Annotated in this window: 18 protein-coding genes and 1 tRNA gene; 9 read left to right on the top strand and 10 right to left on the bottom strand. The window is 41.1% G+C overall.

The window, feature by feature from the left end:
* Positions 1-39 precede the first annotated feature (39 nt).
* From CAL6303_RS07385 to CAL6303_RS07375, 3 genes are all read left to right on the top strand, one after another.
* On the top strand, positions 40-612 hold the full coding sequence (locus CAL6303_RS07385) for a hypothetical protein (protein ID WP_041739214.1): 573 nt from the start codon (positions 40-42) through the stop codon (positions 610-612).
* A gap of 95 nt (positions 613-707) precedes the next feature.
* Positions 708-1343 (top strand): lysophospholipid acyltransferase family protein, encoded by a 636-nt coding sequence (locus CAL6303_RS07380; RefSeq protein ID WP_015197221.1) that lies wholly within the window; start codon positions 708-710, stop codon positions 1341-1343.
* 156 nt (positions 1344-1499) lie between these two features.
* Entirely contained in the window at positions 1500-2447 is a 948-nt protein-coding gene (locus CAL6303_RS07375) for an NAD-dependent epimerase/dehydratase family protein (RefSeq protein WP_015197220.1), read from the top strand.
* Between the two features lie 156 nt (positions 2448-2603).
* On the opposite strand, the gene CAL6303_RS07370 is transcribed toward CAL6303_RS07375, so the two are convergent.
* Positions 2604-2675: transfer RNA gene (locus CAL6303_RS07370), tRNA-Thr, on the bottom strand.
* A 36-nt stretch (positions 2676-2711) separates the two neighbouring features.
* On the opposite strand from CAL6303_RS07370, the gene CAL6303_RS07365 reads away from it, so the two are divergent.
* Positions 2712-3005: a DUF3493 domain-containing protein gene (locus CAL6303_RS07365; protein ID WP_015197219.1), complete on the top strand. Its 294-nt coding sequence runs from the start codon at positions 2712-2714 to the stop codon at positions 3003-3005.
* A gap of 345 nt (positions 3006-3350) precedes the next feature.
* On the opposite strand, the gene CAL6303_RS07360 is transcribed toward CAL6303_RS07365, so the two are convergent.
* Positions 3351-4400 (bottom strand): response regulator, encoded by a 1050-nt coding sequence (locus CAL6303_RS07360; RefSeq protein ID WP_015197218.1) that lies wholly within the window; start codon positions 4398-4400, stop codon positions 3351-3353.
* Positions 4401-4870: 470 nt separating this feature from the next.
* Here CAL6303_RS07360 and CAL6303_RS07355 point away from each other — a divergent pair, with 470 nt between their 5' ends.
* Together CAL6303_RS07355 and CAL6303_RS07350 are read left to right on the top strand one after the other, a co-directional pair.
* Complete coding sequence (locus CAL6303_RS07355) at positions 4871-5131, top strand: chlororespiratory reduction protein 7 (protein WP_041739211.1); 261 nt, start codon at positions 4871-4873, stop codon at positions 5129-5131.
* 357 nt (positions 5132-5488) lie between these two features.
* Positions 5489-5914: a hypothetical protein gene (locus CAL6303_RS07350; RefSeq protein WP_015197215.1), complete on the top strand. Its 426-nt coding sequence runs from the start codon at positions 5489-5491 to the stop codon at positions 5912-5914.
* Positions 5915-6052: 138 nt separating this feature from the next.
* Here CAL6303_RS07350 and CAL6303_RS07345 read toward each other — a convergent pair whose 3' ends face one another.
* Positions 6053-7126, bottom strand: a complete 1074-nt coding sequence (locus CAL6303_RS07345) for a WD40 repeat domain-containing protein (RefSeq protein WP_015197214.1) — start codon at positions 7124-7126, stop codon at positions 6053-6055.
* A gap of 977 nt (positions 7127-8103) precedes the next feature.
* Here CAL6303_RS07345 and lysS point away from each other — a divergent pair.
* On the top strand, positions 8104-9639 hold the full coding sequence (gene lysS / locus CAL6303_RS07340) for a lysine--tRNA ligase (RefSeq protein ID WP_015197213.1): 1536 nt from the start codon (positions 8104-8106) through the stop codon (positions 9637-9639).
* Between the two features lie 93 nt (positions 9640-9732).
* Positions 9733-10392 carry a ribonuclease HII gene (locus CAL6303_RS07335; RefSeq protein ID WP_015197212.1) on the top strand — a complete coding sequence of 220 codons (660 nt, stop codon included), beginning with the start codon at positions 9733-9735 and terminating at the stop codon, positions 10390-10392.
* A 12-nt stretch (positions 10393-10404) separates the two neighbouring features.
* Here CAL6303_RS07335 and CAL6303_RS07330 read toward each other — a convergent pair whose 3' ends face one another.
* Positions 10405-10986 carry a DUF1997 domain-containing protein gene (locus CAL6303_RS07330; protein ID WP_015197211.1) on the bottom strand — a complete coding sequence of 194 codons (582 nt, stop codon included), beginning with the start codon at positions 10984-10986 and terminating at the stop codon, positions 10405-10407.
* Positions 10987-11262: 276 nt separating this feature from the next.
* Here CAL6303_RS07330 and pheA point away from each other — a divergent pair, with 276 nt between their 5' ends.
* The gene (pheA, locus tag CAL6303_RS07325; RefSeq protein WP_015197210.1) at positions 11263-12135 is read left to right on the top strand and encodes a prephenate dehydratase; all 873 of its coding nucleotides are present in this window, start codon (positions 11263-11265) and stop codon (positions 12133-12135) included.
* 92 nt (positions 12136-12227) lie between these two features.
* Here the strand turns inward: pheA and CAL6303_RS07320 are convergent, their stop codons facing one another.
* The 6 genes from CAL6303_RS07320 to rpsL form a co-directional block, all read right to left on the bottom strand.
* Positions 12228-12878: an LON peptidase substrate-binding domain-containing protein gene (locus CAL6303_RS07320; RefSeq protein WP_015197209.1), complete on the bottom strand. Its 651-nt coding sequence runs from the start codon at positions 12876-12878 to the stop codon at positions 12228-12230.
* A 185-nt stretch (positions 12879-13063) separates the two neighbouring features.
* The gene (rpsJ, locus tag CAL6303_RS07315; protein WP_015197208.1) at positions 13064-13381 is read right to left on the bottom strand and encodes a 30S ribosomal protein S10; all 318 of its coding nucleotides are present in this window, start codon (positions 13379-13381) and stop codon (positions 13064-13066) included.
* A gap of 159 nt (positions 13382-13540) precedes the next feature.
* Positions 13541-14770: an elongation factor Tu gene (tuf, locus tag CAL6303_RS07310; RefSeq protein WP_015197207.1), complete on the bottom strand. Its 1230-nt coding sequence runs from the start codon at positions 14768-14770 to the stop codon at positions 13541-13543.
* Positions 14771-14792: 22 nt separating this feature from the next.
* A complete protein-coding gene (gene fusA / locus CAL6303_RS07305) occupies positions 14793-16871 on the bottom strand; it encodes an elongation factor G (protein WP_015197206.1) in 2079 nt (692 codons plus the stop codon).
* Between the two features lie 167 nt (positions 16872-17038).
* On the bottom strand, positions 17039-17509 hold the full coding sequence (rpsG, locus tag CAL6303_RS07300) for a 30S ribosomal protein S7 (protein ID WP_015197205.1): 471 nt from the start codon (positions 17507-17509) through the stop codon (positions 17039-17041).
* 548 nt (positions 17510-18057) lie between these two features.
* A complete protein-coding gene (gene rpsL / locus CAL6303_RS07295; protein ID WP_015197204.1) occupies positions 18058-18438 on the bottom strand; it encodes a 30S ribosomal protein S12 in 381 nt (126 codons plus the stop codon).
* Between the last annotated feature and the right edge of the window lie 55 nt (positions 18439-18493).

Here is an 18493-nt window from a genome sequence, read left to right as displayed (position 1 = left end):
TGATTCATGCCACCTGTACAAGCGAGAAGATTGAGCAAAATGTTTCCTACTCAAAAATCACTTTCTAAAGTTGCTGTATTTATCCCTTCCCTACTCACCCTCCTTATTAGCACCCCCATCACAATTAGTCTCACTCCCTCCAAAGCTGAAGCTTTATGTGTCGCTTTACCTTACGACAAAGGTTTTGAGGAACAAAATGCTCAAAGAGTTAGTGGAAAATGGGCTTCTGAAGGTAGAGCAGGTATAGATAGAGGTTTAAACTATAGTCGTACAGGAAAAAATAACGCTTGGATGCGTAATGTCTCAGGATGGAATGGAATCCGTCAGCGAATCACCCTGCAACCAAATACTCAGTATAAGTTAACAGCCTACGTCCGCACATCCGCCAACGTTACAGATGGTTATTTTGGGGTTAGAGATGCAAGGCAAAAGGTTTATTCTGAACTCAAGTTTGGTAGTTCAGCTAATTACAAAACTCTGACATTACAATTTAGAACCAATAGCGAAACTGAATACAATATTTTCACCGGATTTTGGGCATTAGGGCAAGATAGTTGGGTACAAGTAGATGATTATTCACTTACAGGTGGATCATGTAACGATACACCATGACGATATCCGCGAAAAAGTCGGCAATTTTATCACAAATCTAGTTACAAGCTGCTGTATGCTAGTTGTATTTGATTGAGAGGAATGTCCAAACGCCCGTGGTTAAAAGTCGAGAACCATTTGCTAGTTTGCTGCTGTACCATACCTTAAAATGGTCAATTATTAGCCCCATGCTTCATAGCTATTTCCGGGGAAAGATTTATGGTGCAGAAAATGTCCCCCCACAAGGACCATTAGTAATAGTCAGTAACCATGCTAGCAACTTTGATCCACCAATCGTCTCTAATTGTGTCTGTCGTCCAGTTGCTTACATGGCAAAAGAAGAACTATTTAAAGTTCCTTTGTTGAATAAAGCGATCGCACTATACGGAGCATACCCTGTAAATCGTGGCAGTGCCGATCGCCAAGCGATTCGTTCCGCTCTAGAATTTTTAGAACAAGGTTGGGCAGTCGGCTTATTTTTAGAAGGTACCCGCACCCCCGACGGACGTATTAATGATCCCAAACGCGGTGCAGCTTTAATCGCAGCAAAAGCCAAAGCACCCTTACTACCTGTTTCTCTCTGGGGTACCCAAGAAATCGAAAAACAAGGTGGTTTTCCCCGTTCAGTTCCTGTAACTATCAGAATTGGTACAGTTATTGAGGCTCCAACTTCTAGTAATAAGGAAGAACTGGAACTAATCACCCAGAACTGTGCAACGGCAATAAATGAATTACACTCCCTCGGCAGATAAGTATCTTTAGATTCATATAAATTAGTTTGACCGTACAAATACTTAAAATATCAGAGTCATTGTAGTCCCAAGCTTTTAGACTGAGGGGATCTTATACAGCCTTGTATAAAATTAATATAAGATCGAATCTCACAACGTATCAAACAATCATTACTTATGAGTAAGAATATTGTTACAGGAGTAGCGGGCTTTATCGGCTCCCATATTGCCGAAAACCTTCTCAAACAGGGACAGCAAGTAATTGGTGTTGATGAAATCAATGATTACTACGACCCAATATTTAAGCAGAAAAATATCGCCCATCTACAAAGTTATCCGGGGTTTGAATTCATCGAGCGCGATATCCAACTACTCAATTGGCAAAAACTTTTACAAGACACTGAAGTAGTCTACCACCAAGCGGCACAAGCTGGAGTTCGAGCATCTTGGGGTCAGGGTTTCCGTTCATATACAGAGCGCAATATTAACGCTACACAAATATTGTTAGAAGCTGCAAAAGATGCCACCACTCTCAAAAGGTTAGTATTTGCTTCCAGTTCCAGTGTCTACGGTGATGCAGAAACCTTCCCCACCCATGAAGGAATTTGTCCAGCACCAGTTTCACCCTACGGGATTACAAAGTTAGCCGCTGAATCTCTATGCGGACTATATTACAAAAACTTTGGTGTGCCCTTTGTGGCATTACGCTACTTTACCGTTTATGGTCCTAGGCAACGTCCAGATATGGCGTTTCACAAGTTCTTCAAAGCTGTAATTGAAGATCAAGCAATTCCAGTATTTGGAGATGGTGAACAAACTAGAGATTTTACCTATGTTAGCGATGCAGTCGCTGCAAACTTAGCTGCAGCAACAATTCCTGAAGCAGTTGGTCAAATTTTCAATATTGGTGGTGGCAGTAGGGTGATATTGTCAGAAGTGTTGAATATGATGGAGCAAATTGTCGGTAAACCCATCAAACGTAACTTTATTGACAGGGCAATAGGTGATGCTAGACACACCGGGGCAGATATCTTCAAAGCACAGAAGCTTCTTGGTTGGCAACCACAGGTGTCACTACGTGAAGGTTTGAGTCAAGAATGGCAGTGGCTTAAGGGAATATATTAATTGTGAATATTTTTAAATCTGGGTGACGGTATTGGAAAATTTTGGACACAGCCGAAAATCCAGATAGTCACAATTATCCTGACTGAAGAGGACAAACATAAAAATGAGGCGACTAGAGTTCGACTCTTTTTTTTATCGTTGCCACGCCCCAATTAAAGCCGATGGCGGGATTTGAACCCGCGACCGCTCGATTACGAATCGAGTGCTCTACCACTGAGCCACATCGGCACAAACAGTAATGAATCATAACACAATCAGCAGCCAATGGTGAAATCAAATTCTCAAAATCGCAATCCCAAGAAACTTGACCCGGAAAAATATGCTCGTCTGAAAGCTGAAGCAACTGCCCCGTTTCGCAGCCTGCGAAAGTTTTTTTACTTTAGCTTTGGGGCTTCAGGAATGATTGGGGCTTTTATCTTCTTGATGCAATTTCTGGCTGGACGAAATACTGAAGATACGTTACAAAACTTAGCGCTACAAATAGGTGTGGTTTTCTTAATGGGTTTTTTGTGGCGGTTAGACTCACGAAACGGGAGTCAAGGCGAAGACAAAAAGTGAAAAATCTTAGATTTTTCATGCTTGCCTTATATTTCTTTATATAAATTAATATTTTTGAGCTATTTCTGGCAAAAAATTAAGAAAATCTTATAAAACTTGAGATTTTGAAAATTTCTGAGATGCTGTTATTGTGATCAAACGGGGTCAGCTAATTTAAAGACCCTGAAAATAAAAAAACACCATAGTTTACTTAAATGGGTCAATTTTAGATTAAAACCCAGTTTTTTAAAACCTATTTATCTGGAAACGCCGAGATAAACACTGTTTACCTCGGCGTTTCTATCTGTAATGGGTTCTTATAAACCACTTTTGCGCTTTCTGCCTACTCACCTTTGCCTTCATGTACTAGACTAACTGTGATGGATATTCCATTTGCTTGAGAATAATCCGATTACGTCCATGTTCTTTGGCTTCATATAGTGCCTTATCGGCAATAATCACCAAATCCTGTGGTGATAGATCAAAGTTAGGAATAATTGTGGCGACTCCTAAACTCAATGTTACATACTGACTCACTGCCGACTCCATATGGGTAATTTGCAATTCTCTGATGCCAGCCTGAATAGTTGCCGCAATATGAACAGCACCAGTAGCTGGGGTACGAGGCATAATTACAGCAAATTCTTCACCACCGTAACGGGCAACTAAATCTTGATGTTTTTGAGCAGCACCACCCAGAACATCTGACACTTTCTGCAAGCAAGAATCACCAGCTGGATGACCATATTTGTCATTGTAACGTTTGAAAAAATCAATATCACACAAAATCAATGACAAAGGAGCTTTATCCTGAGCCAAAGTCAACCACTGTGAGTTCAAATGTTGATCAAAATGACGGCGATTGGCTACTCCTGTTAACCCGTCCATATTAGCCAAGTGTTGTAATGCTTGGTTGGCAGCTTCCAGTTGTTTGTAAAGTTGTGCTTGTTGTAACAATCTACGTACACGTTGACGTAATACTGCCCAATGAATTGGTTTGGTGACAAAATCACTGGCTCCCGATTCAAAAGCACGATCAACTGATTCTGGGTCATTTAAACCTGTGATCATCAAAATTGGAGTTTTTTCCCACAAGCTGGAAATAATGTTACTGCCAAATGAATCGCCATTCTCAAAATTTGCCAATGCAAGTACTAAATTATTTCTGGCAATTTGAATAAGATGTTTACAACATGTGAAACCATCCATCTCCGGCATAATGGCATCCATGAGAATCAGATCGGGTTTCATTTCTTGAAAAGCCTGTAAACACTGTTTGCCGTTGCCGACTTCGACTACTCGGTAGCCTTCTTTCTCCATAAATTCCCGCAACAATAGTCGTATGGTCTTATCGTCATCAGCCACGAGAATGAGAGGGGGTTGATTCGAGATATTGGTAGGACTTATGCCTGACATGGGTTGCGTTCTAATGAAAATTAAATTCTGGAATAAAAAATTGTTGGTTTGGTAGATACATAAGTACTACTAGGTAAAAATTAAATTAATCTGCGGGGAAAATTATTTGCATAATTAAATGGTTTGTGAATGCCAGTGTTATGGTTTAAGGAATATTATTATTTATAGTTCCCAATAAATAAACCACAATTTTCATAATCTGGAAAACTATGGGAATATCTTCTAAGATTCCCATCATTGTCTTAATTGCTGGTATTTAAAGGCTGAAAATATTTATTCAGTGATCTGAGCATAATACTAACTTGTATGGGCTGTATTTTTATAGACTAGCCTAGCACTAGTAGAGAGTCGGTATAATTAAGGCGTTTTATAGTCTTGCGTATAGTCATGGCATTCCAGAAACGTGAAGCTTGTGCTTCGTTACGCTGGGAATCACCTAAATTAGTTGTTTATAGAGGTAGTAATTTATTGTGGCAAATTCGTTAATGTATCAAGAGGACAATTATGTCGTCTTGGAAACAGACCAACCCGAACAGTTTTTAACGGAACCAGAATTGCTAGAAAAGTTACAATCAGTTTTGCAACTATTTCAGAGTGAAGACCTGCCGGAAGATTTACAAAGGTTCAATTCAGTGGAGTTACAGGCTAAACATTTACTGGATACAAGTTGTGAGTTGGATGTGGGTCGGGGAAAATACTTACAGTGGTATGCGGTGCGTCTCGAAAAATGACTTTAAGAAGAGGCTGTCACGATGAAAAAAATTTTTTCACTGTCAAGGATGTAAGGGATTTTTCAACTGCTGCCTACTCACTACTCTCTACTTACTTAGCAGGGTGGTTTCATACTAAAAAAGAAAAATCAGAATGCGGCAGATGTCGATTCGACAAGGTGGCTTTTGGGGGTCATCCGACTCTCGAAAAGTGCCGTTCCCACTGTAGTTTGTATCCCGCAGGGGTTATGAGAACCACTTAGTAGAAGTGGGGGAATCAGAAAGACACCTTTATGTTATATCTACTACTACTGAGAATTATGGTTGTGTCCTGTTCTTTGTTTTTATGGGGCGTTTTCTGTTCAAATGTATCGGTATATGTCCATTATTTTTCCCAAGCGACTGCTACTTTTAGTTATTTGTGTTGGATTGGCGTTTTTGCTTCCTGAGGTTAAGCTGATCGCGCAAGTTAGCACTCAGGCTGCTTTTGCTGTTAGAGAGATTTCGCCGTTGCACGGTGAAGCTTCCTCTAGCTTGGCGAATGTGCTGCAAGCTAATAATCTTAGACAACAGTATATAACTCCTCAACAACTTCAGCGCCAACAAGCTGTACGGCAACGTCGTAATTTAGAGATTCATAAAGTTTTGAATTCTGATCAACAAGGAGATTTGAGGAAACTCGTTCACGGTGGGAATAGTTTTGATCAAGCGATCGCTAAATTGGAAATATCATCTAAACAGCGTGAAATCCTACAAACAATTCAACAACTGTATACTCTCAAGTTGGAAGCGTTGAAAAAATAGAAAAGAAAAAAGCAAAAACAAACCCGGTTTCTCAATCTAGAAACCGGGTATATCTTGGTTGTGTGCATAAATTATGACAAACTCGACAGTTTTGAGAAGCATTGATAAGCCAAAACTGGTTTTGTGCTTATATTTCTTCTAGCTGTGTTGCCAAATCCTGGTGACACCATCAGCACTGGTACTTGTCAAAATTTGCTGATTGGGGTTGAAAGTTACATACCTAACAGCGTATTTATGACCTACTAATGTTTCTATTTCCTCTCCTGTTTCTAGGTGCCACAGTTTAATTGTGGCATCACCACTGCCGCTAGCGAGGGTTTGTCCATCAGCACTAAAAGCCACGGAGTAGACTTCATCTGCATGTCCTGTGAGGGTTCTCAGAAGCTTTCCTGTTTCTAGGTGCCACAGTTTTATGGTTCCATCACCACTACCACTAGCAAGAATTTGTCCATCTGGGCTAAAAGCTAAGGAGTATACAGGTGAGGAATGCCCAATTAAGGTGACTATCTCGGTTCTGGTTGACAAATCCCACAATTTAATGGTTCTATCATGGCTGGCACTGGCAAGAACATGACTATCAGGGCTAATACTAACAGAATTCACCCAATCTTGGTGTTGCAGAAATGTAGTTGTTGGTTGCTGTGAATTGGGATTCCAAATTTGAATTGTTTTTCCGCGATCGCAACTGACAAATAATTTACCATTGGGGCTAAAGGCGATGGAATTTACTGCGTATGCGTAGGGGGCAAATTTGCGGATTTCTTCTTGAGTTTCCACATCCCATAATTCAATACTTTGGCTTAAACCAGCGCTAATTAGGGTTTTACCATCGGGACTAAATGCCAATGTTTTGAGAATCCCGGAATATCGTTTGAAAGTACAAATTAGTTCTTTAGTTTCTAAATCCCAAAGTTTAATATGAGTGCTGCCGCTTGCTAGTTTTTTCCCATCTGGACTAAATGCAACAGCATAGGAATCACATGTTAATGTGCGTACACATCGCCATTCTGATAAATTCGCGGAGGTATTGGTATTGTTTAATTCTAATTTGTCAATGTAACGGGGAAATAAGTTGGTAACACCAGAACCAACGACTGCGGAAAATAAGTTTTCTTGAATTTTCTCTTGAGACTGGTATCCAAGGCTATTGGCAATATTGTTTGTAGATAAAGCGCGAGAACTGTTGTCGGATTGGCGGGATGGTGTATACATAGGTTGCTTCCTGAATACTATATTAATGATGTTTTTTGATGTATTTTTTGACTCAAAATTCCAACAACATCCGGGGTAAGTAGAGGAATAAAAAGCTACTTACCTAGGGATATTTGTTTTAACCCATGACTGAATAATTGTTAAATTTTGATTAAGATTGTTAGAACCCATCTAGATAATAATTGGGTATAACTAACTTTGATGTGAGTACGTATCTCTGTAATTTCTCTTTGGTTGTAGCCTGATGACAGCACTAGCGTCACTGGTACTTTTACTGAACAAAATTTAAATCAAAATCTCTGATCTTAAAATGCTCTCAAGTGCTTGTGTGTTATGGATTCAAACAGCACCAGTTAGGAAGCAGAATACGTGTAATTTAATAAACTTTTGTGAATCTGCTGTCAGTATATTATTGCTCTACCTCAACTTATTATTTTAAATGTTTACAATCCTTAGGAAGTTGTAACGAATAACTTTACTCAATGATAACGTTTTGATTGCATTAAGAAGGTTACATCGCTTACAAAAATTAGGTGTTATTTATTCTTGGTATTCTTCGATTGATTGTGCGGTAAGGCTGAGTAGTAAAATTACTCATACCCTAATTATGTGAAAATACTAACTACTTGATTTACGTGTATTCACCCTTAACTAATGGATTACAGGAGAAAATTTGGATTTAATAACTGCTGCTTCTTTATTCTATCAGTGTATTTCCCTGGGATACGGACGCTAGTCTGGCAATTATGAATGTACAATTTGGCTGGTCTGATCCATTAAAAAAGTTATCAGTTATCAGTGAACAGTTATCAGAGGGAGCCTTGAGGACGAAGCTCAGTGACACTTCTAAACCACTGCGGGCAACGCAAACTGCATTCATGTGGTGGTAAGAACTGGGGAACTTTGATCCTATGATCTGATAACTGTTGACTATTCATTATTCACCGTTAAATTTGTCCTGAACAAGTTTGTTAACCATGTCGGAAGAAGATATCCGTGCTACACGGCTAGAAAAAGCAGAACAATTAAAGCAGTTAGGGATGAACCCTTATGCTTATCGCTGGGAAATAACCCATCACACCGAACAGTTGCAAGCGCAATTTGTCGATTTGCCCAGTAGTGAAGAGGTGAATATCGATGTTGCGATCGCAGGACGCATCATGACACGTCGGTTTATGGGTAAACTGGCGTTTGCCACTCTCCAAGATGAAACTGGTAAAATCCAACTTTATCTTGATAAGCAAGCTGTTGATGATGGCATGGGTGAAATAATTCCCAATGCCTTTAAATCTCTAGATAAACTCATGGATATCGGCGATATCCTGGGTGTAAAGGGAACCATTAAACGAACGCAAAAGGGTGAATTATCGGTCTATGTGAAGGAATTTGCGATTTTAACAAAGTCGTTGTTACCTTTACCAGATAAGTGGCATGGTTTAACAGATGTTGCTAAACGTTACCGTCAAAGATACATAGATTTAATTGTTAATCCTGAGGTACAACAGACTTTTCGTCGTCGTGCCAAAATTACTGCGGGTATTCGCAGATACTTGGAAGAACGTGATTTTCTAGAAATTGAAACCCCAGTATTGCAAGCAGAAGCAGGTGGTGCTGATGCGCGTCCCTTCGTGACTTACCACAATACCCTAGATATTCAGCTTTATTTGCGGATTGCCACGGAGTTACACCTGAAACGGTTAATTGTGGGTGGTTTTGAAAAGGTATTTGAGATGGGGAGAATTTTCCGTAATGAGGGAATTTCTACCCGTCATAATCCTGAATTTACTTCCATTGAGATTTATCAGGCTTATGCCGATTACGATGACATGATGAACCTCACGGAGGGAATTATCACCACCGTTGCCCAGGATGTTTTGGGAACTTTAAAAATTAACTACCAAGGACAAGATATAGATTTGACACCACCTTGGCGACGGGTGACAATGCATGATTTGGTAAAAGATGCCACTGGCTTAGATTTCACAACTTTTTCCACTGTGGAAGAGGCAAAAACGGCATGTAAAAATGCGGGAATTCCTGATGTTGATGAACACACTTCAATTGGTAAATTATTGGTTTTGGCTTTTGAAGAGAAGGTGGAAACAACTTTAATTCAACCAACATTTGTGATTGATTACCCAGTCGAAAATTCACCCTTAGCAAAACCCCACCGTTCTAAACCTGGTTTGGTGGAAAGGTTTGAGTTATTTATTGTGGGTAGGGAAACAGGGAATAGTTTTTCTGAGTTGACAGATCCGATCGATCAGAGACAAAGACTAGAAGCACAAGCTGCGAGGAAAGCTGAGGGGGACTTAGAAGCGCAGGGAGTTGATGAGGACTTTATCACAGCTTTGGAGTACGGAATGCCTCCTACAGGGGGTTTAGGCATCGGTATCGATAGATTAGTGATGCTACTTACAGATTGTGCCAGTATTAAAGACGCGATCGCATTCCCATTACTAAAGCCGGAAAAACCGGATTCTGATCAAATTTCATCTGAATCCCCAGAGTAATTTCACCCCGTAGAGACGCGATCTATCGCGTCTCTGAGTTCCAAGGGGAAAGACTACAGCAACGCGATCGCGTTTAGAAATATAACAACTAAAATGGTAAAAAAAAAGCCAGCAATTCCAAGTTTGTTTCCCGAAACATCTAATTGGCTTGAACTATCTACATTATCTAATACTCAAGGAATTATAGCTGGTGTGGATGAAGTGGGACGAGGTGCATTATTTGGTCCAGTTGTAGCAGCAGCGGTGATTCTCCCAACCACTGCATTACCCGAATTAGCTGCAATGGGAGTCAAAGACAGTAAAAAGTTATCAAGTTTACGTCGCACTCAATTAGCACAGCAAATTTGTCTGCTTGCTACAGACTGGAAAATCGGTTTTGCTTCAACTGCCGAAATTGACAGTATTAATATTTTACAGGCTTCATTGTTGGCGATGAAGCGCTCTGTACTCAAACTGAAAGTACAACCGACACTTTGCTTGGTGGATGGCAATCAATACATTCCTGATTTAGGAATTCCCCAACAAACTATAATTAAAGGTGATTCGTTGTCGTTAGCGATCGCGTCTGCCAGTATAGTCGCTAAAGTTTGGCGCGATGACTTGGTAATTCGGTTAGCATCTAAGTATCCAATGTATGATTTACACCGCAATAAAGGCTATGGTAGCCAACGCCATCTAGAAGCTATTCAACAATTTGGTACCTGTATACTGCACCGTAAATCTTTTAGTCCATGTCAAGACAAACAGTGCTGAAGAAATTCTTCTTTAATTTAGCAGCTTTCCATCAGGATTAACCCCACTAGCATCCACATTTTTAGTTTGGGAAATAGCCCATTGTTGATAATCTTTTAAAAGGTACCGTAGCAATCTTTGCTGAATTGTCATTAACACGCTTTTAAGTAAACCGTTTCCAGCCGTCTCCACAATCATTTTCGGCATAAAAGAAAATGGTGGTGGTAAATCTACCTGTACTTTTAAATCAGCTTGCCCTTTTAAACGAGTTCCAGCTTTTGACTGTTCTGGATATAAATACCCTTTCAACTGAAGTGAAAACCGTTGATTAATATACTCAACTCCAATAATTTCACAATCTACCGATTCGAGACAAACTATACCATTTGCCCCCGTCCAAACCCTCATATCAACTGTTGGCTGAATACTTACCGACATAAACGACAGGGGACGCATCTTTAACCGAAATATTTCTTCTGATAGTTGAACTATCCGACTAGGATCAACTAGTGCGTTGACCAGACGCTGAGGTTGACGTAGGTAATGCTGAATTGGAATTGGTTGTTCAGCAACATCTATTTCTAAGGATTGGGCAGCTGTAAACTTAGTCAGCATAAATTAATGTAAACGTTTATGTTAATAATTCTAATATCTTTTAATAAATAGAATATCTTTCCCTATAAAAACAAGATATCTTAATTTTAAACAATATAATCATCCAGATCCGTACAGTTTTAGTCATAAAAATTTATACTTACTAGTCAACTTTCTCTTTTGATTCTGGACTTGAGAATGTTATATATTTCAGTTACCGAGATCAGAAGTAATATTGCATGTTACTAAATTTCCGCTCCTAATTACCTAAAAACTAGATTTTAAGGATATAACTTGATGAATCTTTCAATTGCACATTTAGGACCGCCTGGAAACCATAGCGAACAAGCTGCACTTTACTATGCTAATTGGCTTGCCCGAACCACCGGGATAAAAGCTATTTTGTGTCCTCATCCCAGCATTGCCCAATCCCTCAAAGCTGTTGCTGAAGGTAAAACAAAACTTGCGGTTGTTCCAGCGGAAAACTCAATTGAAGGCAGCGTGACAATGACAATGGACGCAATGTGGCAACTAGACACATTGCAAATTCAATTAGCATTAAATATGCCAATTGTTCATGTTTTGATATCTTGTGCTGAAAATTTAGAGCAAATCCAAACAGTTTATTCCCATCCCCAAGGTTTAGCACAATGCCAAGTTTGGTTGGAGAAATTTTTACCAAATGTACAGCTAATTGCCACAAATTCAACAACTTCGGCGTTGCCAACTTTAGAACAAGATACAACTGCTGCGGCGATTTCTTCACACCGTGCTGCACAACTGTATAATTTGCCTATTCTGGCAGATGGAATCAATGATTATCCAGATAATTGTACGCGTTTTTGGGTTGTGAGTCAGAATGCTACTCCACCAATTATTGACTCGTCTAAAATCAATCCAACTCATACTTCCTTAGCATTTAGTGTCCCAGCAAATGTACCTGGTGCATTGGTCAAAAATCTCAAAATATTCGCTAATTTAAATCTAAACCTTAGTAGAATCGAGTCTCGTCCCACTAAGCGATCGCTTGGTGAATATCTCTTCTTTATTGATATCGAATCAGGAAGCATTAATGAGCCAATGGAATCCGCTTTCACAGAATTAGCAAGCAATACGGAAATTTTAAAGATTTTTGGCAGTTATGGTGTTCTCTCAAGTAACAACCTGTGAACTACCCGATCCTTCGGCTAAAAAATTTTGCAAGTACACAACATCTCAACACACCGAAGGGGGAGTAGGGGCAATTTGAATATATTCCTGAATTACAGCTTTTGATTAAAAGTATCTTTCAATACTGTGCGAGCAGCTAAATGATTACGAGTTGAGGTCAAAATTTCTGCTTCCCGCTCTAAACGAGCAGCAGTATCCTGTAATTCTAATAATGCTTGTTGTTCTGGTGCAACACCATGTAAATTACTAGCTACCCAATAAGATAGTTCAGTCGGTAAATCTGGTAGATCTTCAGGTAATTCTATATTTTGCTCAGTTAGCTTTCCAGATAAGCGGACGACATCCCGTAGAAGTTGTTCAACTTCTGAAGCTAAGGGACGTAAATCATCGGTTGGTGTTTCATCTTCGATCCATTCAACCAAACCAACTCTGTAAGGCTTTTCCCGGACATATTCTAGCACTCGAAAACGCTGCTGCCCCAAGGTTAACATTTTCATCCTGTCATCAGGCAAGCGTTGATAATGAATGATTTCTGCACAACAACCAACGTTTGCCACTGTTCCTGTGTTTGGATCAATCATTAAAATACCAAACCTGCGATCGCTTTCCAAAATCGTGTTCATCATGATTCGGTAGCGAAATTCAAAGACATGTAGTGCTTGTGGGCGAGTTGGAAACAAAACTAAATCCGGTAATGGAAATAGAGGTAGTTCACGAACAGCAATTTGAGGAGAGGATGCCATTTTTGCCTTGGTATAAGTTTAATCTTTAAAAGTTATGACTTTATGTTGACTTAGTAATATTCTATCATTTTGTTTTACAGCAAATAGAAAGCCCTGAAGAAATATATCTCAGGGCTAGTATTAATTATTACAATAATTATGTAAAGTTGGTAGTCTTACGTTTCTACTCAACAAGTTATCATTTCTTACAACTTCACTTCAATATCTACACCGGATGGTAAATCCAATTTCATCAAAGCATCAATCGTTTTAGAAGATGGTTGATAAATATCAATGATGCGTCGGTGAGTACGGGTTTCAAAATGTTCGCGGGAGTCTTTATCGACGTGAGGCGATCGCAACACACAATAAATGCGGCGTTTAGTAGGTAAAGGAATCGGACCTATAGCTGTAGCGTTTGTTCTGTTGGCAGTTTCCACAATCTTTTCACAAGATGTATCTAGCAAACGTCGGTCAAAAGCTTGTAAACGGATTCTAATTTTTTGCTGCTGTAGCGTTGCCATTTCAAATTTTCCTGGTTCTAGTGATTTTGGATTTTAGATATTAGATTTTAGAGTTAACCCAAAATCTAGAATCTAAATTCTTTTGGGGAGACATAAAAGAGCAGAGACGATGAATTATATCATCTCTGCTACTTTCTTCAATTAAAAAATGTACAGTTTCTACTTGATAATTTTAGAAACGACACCAGCACCGATGGTACGACCACCTTCACGAATCGCAAAGCGCATACCTTGCTCAATCGCTACTGGGTTGATTAGCTTCACTGTCATTTTAATGCGATCGCCTGGCATTACCATTTCTGCTGCACTACCATCATCAGAGGTAAAAGCATCAATTGTTCCAGTTACATCAGTTGTCCGCACGTAGAACTGGGGACGATAACCAGCAAAGAAAGGAGTCTTACGACCACCTTCTTTTTCGGTCAAAACATATACTTCACCTTCAAATTCGGTGTGAGGGGTGATGGAACCTGGCTTTGCCAATACCATTCCGCGCTCAATGTCAGTTTTTTGGATACCACGTAGCAACAAACCAGCGTTGTCACCAGCCATACCTTCTTCGAGACTCTTCTTAAACATCTCGATTCCAGTTACGGTGGTAGCGCGGGTGTTACGCAAACCAACCAACTCTACGTTGTCACCAACTTTAACTTTCCCACGTTCAATCCGTCCGGTAGCAACTGTACCCCGACCTGTAATCGAGAATACGTCTTCTACCGCCATCAAGAAAGGTTTGTCAACTTCCCGCTCAGGGGTAGGAATGTAGGAGTCTACAGCGTCCATCAAGGCGTAGATTTTGTCTACCCAAGTGTCTTCACCCCGTTGGGTTTTAGGCGCAGAAGCCATTTTTTCCAATGCTTTCAAACCAGAGCCTGTGATGATGGGGATATCATCGCCGGGGAAATCGTAGCTGGAAAGAAGTTCGCGTACTTCTAACTCAACTAATTCTAGTAGTTCCGCATCATCCACCATGTCTTCTTTGTTCAAGAAAACCACCAAGCTAGGTACACCCACCTGCTTTGCCAACAGAATATGTTCGCGGGTTTGGGGCATAGGACCGTCTGCTGCGGAACAAACCAAGATGCCGCCGTCCATTTGTGCTGCACCAGTGATCATGTTCTTCACATAGTCAGCGTGTCCAGGACAATCTACGTGAGCGTAGTGACGGTTGTCAGTTTCGTATTCTACGTGAGCGGTGTTAATTGTAATACCGCGTGCTTTTTCTTCGGGAGCAGCATCGATTTGGTCGTATGCCTTAGCAACAGATTTTCCTGATGCCGCTAAGGTCATAGTGATTGCTGCTGTTAAAGTGGTTTTACCATGGTCAACGTGACCGATGGTACCAATGTTAACGTGGGGTTTATTCCGTTCAAACTTCGAGCGTGCCATGAATAGTTGTTTCCTTTTTTAGTTATGCGTTCCCTTTGCTTTTCGCTATGATTGCCTCGGCAACGTTGCGAGGTACTTCTTCATAGCTACTAAATTCCATTGAGAAGATACCCCGACCTTGGGTTTTTGACCGAATGTCAGTGGCATAGCCAAACATTTCTGCCAATGGAACTTTTGCCGTGACTTTAGCAAGACCTTGTTCAGATCCCATCCCTTCGATTTGTCCACGACGGGAGTTCAAATCACCCATGACATCACCAAGGTAGTCTTCGGGAACTTCTACCTCGACTTTCATCATCGGCTCTAATAACACAGGTGAAGCTTTTAGTACGGCTTCTTTCATTGCCATAGAACCAGCAATTTTGAATGCCATTTCCGATGAATCGACATCGTGGTAAGAACCATCAATTAATGTCGCTTTGACATCAATTAAAGGATATCCTGCCAGAACTCCTGATTCACAGCTTTCTTTCATTCCAGCTTCAGCGGGACCAACGTACTCTTTAGGTACGGAACCACCGACAATTTTGGAGACGAATTCAAAACCTGTTCCGGCTTCACCCGGTTCTAGGTTGATGACAACGTGACCGTATTGTCCCTTACCACCACTTTGACGGATGAACTTACCTTCAACTTTGTTGACGGCTTTACGAATGGTTTCCCGATAGGCTACTTGGGGTGCGCCAACGTTAGCTTCAACTTTAAATTCCCGTAGCATCCGATCTACTAGAATTTCTAAGTGTAATTCTCCCATCCCGGCAATTACGGTTTGGTTTGTTTCTTGATCGACTCTGACGCGGAAAGTTGGATCTTCTTCGGAAAGAGATTGTAAAGCTTTAGACAGCTTATCCATGTCATTTTTGGTTTTTGGTTCCACCGCAACCGAAATAACTGGCTCTGGAATAAATAGAGATTCCAGAATTACTGGTGAGCCTTCATCAGTAATCGTGTCACCTGTTAGAGTATCTTTTAAACCTAACGCTGCACCTAAATCACCTGCCCGTAGTTCATCTACGTCTTGGCGATCGTCTGCTTTCAAGACAACCAAACGGGAAATTCTTTCTTTTTTCCCTTTGGTGGCATTAAGAATATAGCTACCTTTTTTCAGGATGCCGGAATAAACCCGGACGAATGTCAGACGACCATAGGGGTCTGCCATGATTTTGAAGGCGAGTGCTGATAGTGGCTCAGTGTCATCAGCGTGGCGTTCAACTGGATCGCCGTTGAGGAGGGTACCTTGAATTGGAGGTACTTCAGCAGGTGAGGGCAGATAATCCACTACTGCATCTAGTAGTAATTGGACACCTTTGTTTTTGAAGGCAGAACCACAAATCATGGGGACAATTCCACCGGAAATTGTTCCTTTACGTAGAGCTGTGCGAATCTCTTCTTCGGTTAACTCTTCACCCTCAAAATACTTGTTCATCAAGTTGTCGTCAGTTTCGGCTACAGCTTCAATAAGCTTGCGGCGATACTCCTGAGACAACTCCTCCATATCTGCGGGGATATCTTGCTCTTGGATATCAGTGCCTTTGTCGTTCGTATATATATACGCACGCATTTTAACTAAATCTACTAATCCTAAAAATTCAGTTTCGGCACCGATGGGTAGTTGAATGGGAACGGCATTTGCGCGTAAGCGATCGCGTACTTGCTCATACACCTTATAAAAGCTAGCCCCAGTTCTATCCATCTTGTTCACAAAGATGAAACGAGGAACTTTATAACGGTCTGCTTGCCGCCACACTGTTTCTGTTTGTGGTTGTACACCACCTACAGAACACAAGACGGTGATCACACCATCTAGTACACGCATGGAACGTTCGACTTCAATTGTGAAGTCTACGTGACCAGGAGTATCAATAATGTTTATTTGATGATCTTTCCAGCTAGTGCTAATCGCAGCCGCTGTAATGGTGATTCCCCGTTCCCGCTCTTGTTCCATCCAGTCGGTAACGGCGGTTCCTTCATGAACCTCACCAATTTTGTGAACAACCCCAGAATAAAATAAAATTCTTTCTGTTGTTGTTGTTTTGCCCGCATCTATATGCGCCGCAATACCAATGTTGCGTACCCTCTCTAACGGAGTTGTACGTGCCACAGCTGCCTCCTATAGCTTTCGCCTCATGATATCTTTTATATTACACTTTGTTAAGATTCTATACTTTTACGGAAAACCGCCAACCTTTTTAAACACCTACATACCACGACTTTGCGGTGGCGATATATTGATTTTCAAACATGAGGCGATCAGATATTCCGCTTGTATTAGTATCGATAATGTGCAAAAGCCTTGTTCGCTTCTGCCATCCGGTGAGTCTCCTCACGCTTTTTGATGGCACTTCCGGTTTCGTTTGCAGCATCCATTAACTCGTTTGCAAGTCTAGCTGCCATTGTCCGACCAGGACGAGAACGAGAATACTGCACTAACCAGCGTAGCGCCAATGTTGTGCCACGTTCTGTACGCACTTCCATTGGTACTTGATAGGTTGCACCACCCACACGTCTGGCTTTGACTTCAACTAGTGGGGTTGCGTTCCGCACTGCTCTTTCAAAGGTTTCGAGGGGATCGCTACCAGTGCGTTCTTCGATTGTTTTCATCGCATCATAAACAATGCGTGCAGCCAGCGACTTTTTGCCATGACGCATAATGCGACGTATGGTCATGCTTACCAGACGACTGTTGTAAACTGAGTCAGGCGGGACTTGACGCCTTTGAATAACACCACGACGAGACATACTTAACCCTTAAATTCGGCTTTGGCAATAAAATGACGTTTGAGCGTTTTGGAAAGTTGTAACTGGGTTGAACACCGTTACGTTACATTTTTTCCCAGAGTTTTGCTTTTCACGAAGTCAGAGGAAAGCCCGTCGTTGCACGGCGAGGTCTCTCTGACTACATTTGCAGCGATGCTGACTTAGAAAATACTTGCGATCTCAACCAGATATGCAAGGCGACATTAATTATATACTTTAATGCCCAATCAGAGTGTGGCTGACACCCACAGCATCTCAAAATTTTCTACACTCGCGCTTGGGCAAGCTATAAACGAAGCTCTACTAATTTAACGCGATCCGAGCAATTAGACCAGCAAGTGATTTGACTGCGCTTGTTGGTGAGGCTAACTTGGATTTTAGAAGTAGGAAGCAAGAGATCTGAGTAGAAAGTCAAGCTTGGACTTTGCCGCCCAGAATATCATGCTTATTGTTCTTGACTGGTTGAGTCTAGCCTAAAAAATGCGATGAATCGATTTGTTAGGTAGTTAACTGCCTAATGTCCAAATTAGTTAGGAAGCAGCTTTCGGACGCTTAGTTCCATACTTGGAACGACCTTGCTTACGGTCTTTGACTCCAGCAGTGTCCAGAGTCCCACGAATGATGTGGTATCTTACACCCGGTAAGTCTTTCACCCGACCGCCACGGATCATAACAACTGAATGTTCTTGGAGGTTGTGACCAATTCCGGGAATGTAAGCTGTAACTTCAAATCCGGAAGTCAGACGCACCCGAGCAACTTTGCGAAGTGCAGAGTTCGGTTTTTTGGGTGTGGTTGTGTACACCCTGGTACAAACGCCCCGACGTTGCGGGCACTGTTTGAGGGCTGGGGACTTGGTTTTCTGACGCGCTTTTTCGCGTTCGTTTCTGATGAGCTGCTGTATAGTTGGCATGAGTTACAGCGCGTGAAGCTGTGTAATGGTCTAACTTTTAACAAATCCTGATTAT

The sequence above is a fragment of the Calothrix sp. PCC 6303 genome (assembly GCF_000317435.1).
GTDB lineage: Bacteria > Cyanobacteriota > Cyanobacteriia > Cyanobacteriales > Nostocaceae > PCC-6303.
This window is presented reverse-complemented; position numbering and strand designations above follow the sequence as displayed.

Excerpts from the sequence above, each read along its gene's own strand:
- CAL6303_RS07385 (WP_041739214.1), top strand. The coding sequence starts at position 40 with ATGTTTCCTACTCAAAAATCACTTTCTAAAGTTGCTGTATTTATCCCT.
- CAL6303_RS07375 (WP_015197220.1), top strand. The coding sequence starts at position 1,500 with ATGAGTAAGAATATTGTTACAGGAGTAGCGGGCTTTATCGGCTCCCAT.
- CAL6303_RS07365 (WP_015197219.1), top strand. The coding sequence starts at position 2,712 with ATGGTGAAATCAAATTCTCAAAATCGCAATCCCAAGAAACTTGACCCG.
- CAL6303_RS07360 (WP_015197218.1), bottom strand. The coding sequence starts at position 4,400 with ATGTCAGGCATAAGTCCTACCAATATCTCGAATCAACCCCCTCTCATT.
- CAL6303_RS07350 (WP_015197215.1), top strand. The coding sequence starts at position 5,489 with ATGTCCATTATTTTTCCCAAGCGACTGCTACTTTTAGTTATTTGTGTT.
- CAL6303_RS07345 (WP_015197214.1), bottom strand. The coding sequence starts at position 7,126 with ATGTATACACCATCCCGCCAATCCGACAACAGTTCTCGCGCTTTATCT.
- lysS (WP_015197213.1), top strand. The coding sequence starts at position 8,104 with ATGTCGGAAGAAGATATCCGTGCTACACGGCTAGAAAAAGCAGAACAA.
- CAL6303_RS07335 (WP_015197212.1), top strand. The coding sequence starts at position 9,733 with ATGGTAAAAAAAAAGCCAGCAATTCCAAGTTTGTTTCCCGAAACATCT.
- CAL6303_RS07330 (WP_015197211.1), bottom strand. The coding sequence starts at position 10,986 with ATGCTGACTAAGTTTACAGCTGCCCAATCCTTAGAAATAGATGTTGCT.
- pheA (WP_015197210.1), top strand. The coding sequence starts at position 11,263 with ATGAATCTTTCAATTGCACATTTAGGACCGCCTGGAAACCATAGCGAA.
- CAL6303_RS07320 (WP_015197209.1), bottom strand. The coding sequence starts at position 12,878 with ATGGCATCCTCTCCTCAAATTGCTGTTCGTGAACTACCTCTATTTCCA.
- rpsJ (WP_015197208.1), bottom strand. The coding sequence starts at position 13,381 with ATGGCAACGCTACAGCAGCAAAAAATTAGAATCCGTTTACAAGCTTTT.
- tuf (WP_015197207.1), bottom strand. The coding sequence starts at position 14,770 with ATGGCACGCTCGAAGTTTGAACGGAATAAACCCCACGTTAACATTGGT.
- rpsG (WP_015197205.1), bottom strand. The coding sequence starts at position 17,509 with ATGTCTCGTCGTGGTGTTATTCAAAGGCGTCAAGTCCCGCCTGACTCA.
- rpsL (WP_015197204.1), bottom strand. The coding sequence starts at position 18,438 with ATGCCAACTATACAGCAGCTCATCAGAAACGAACGCGAAAAAGCGCGT.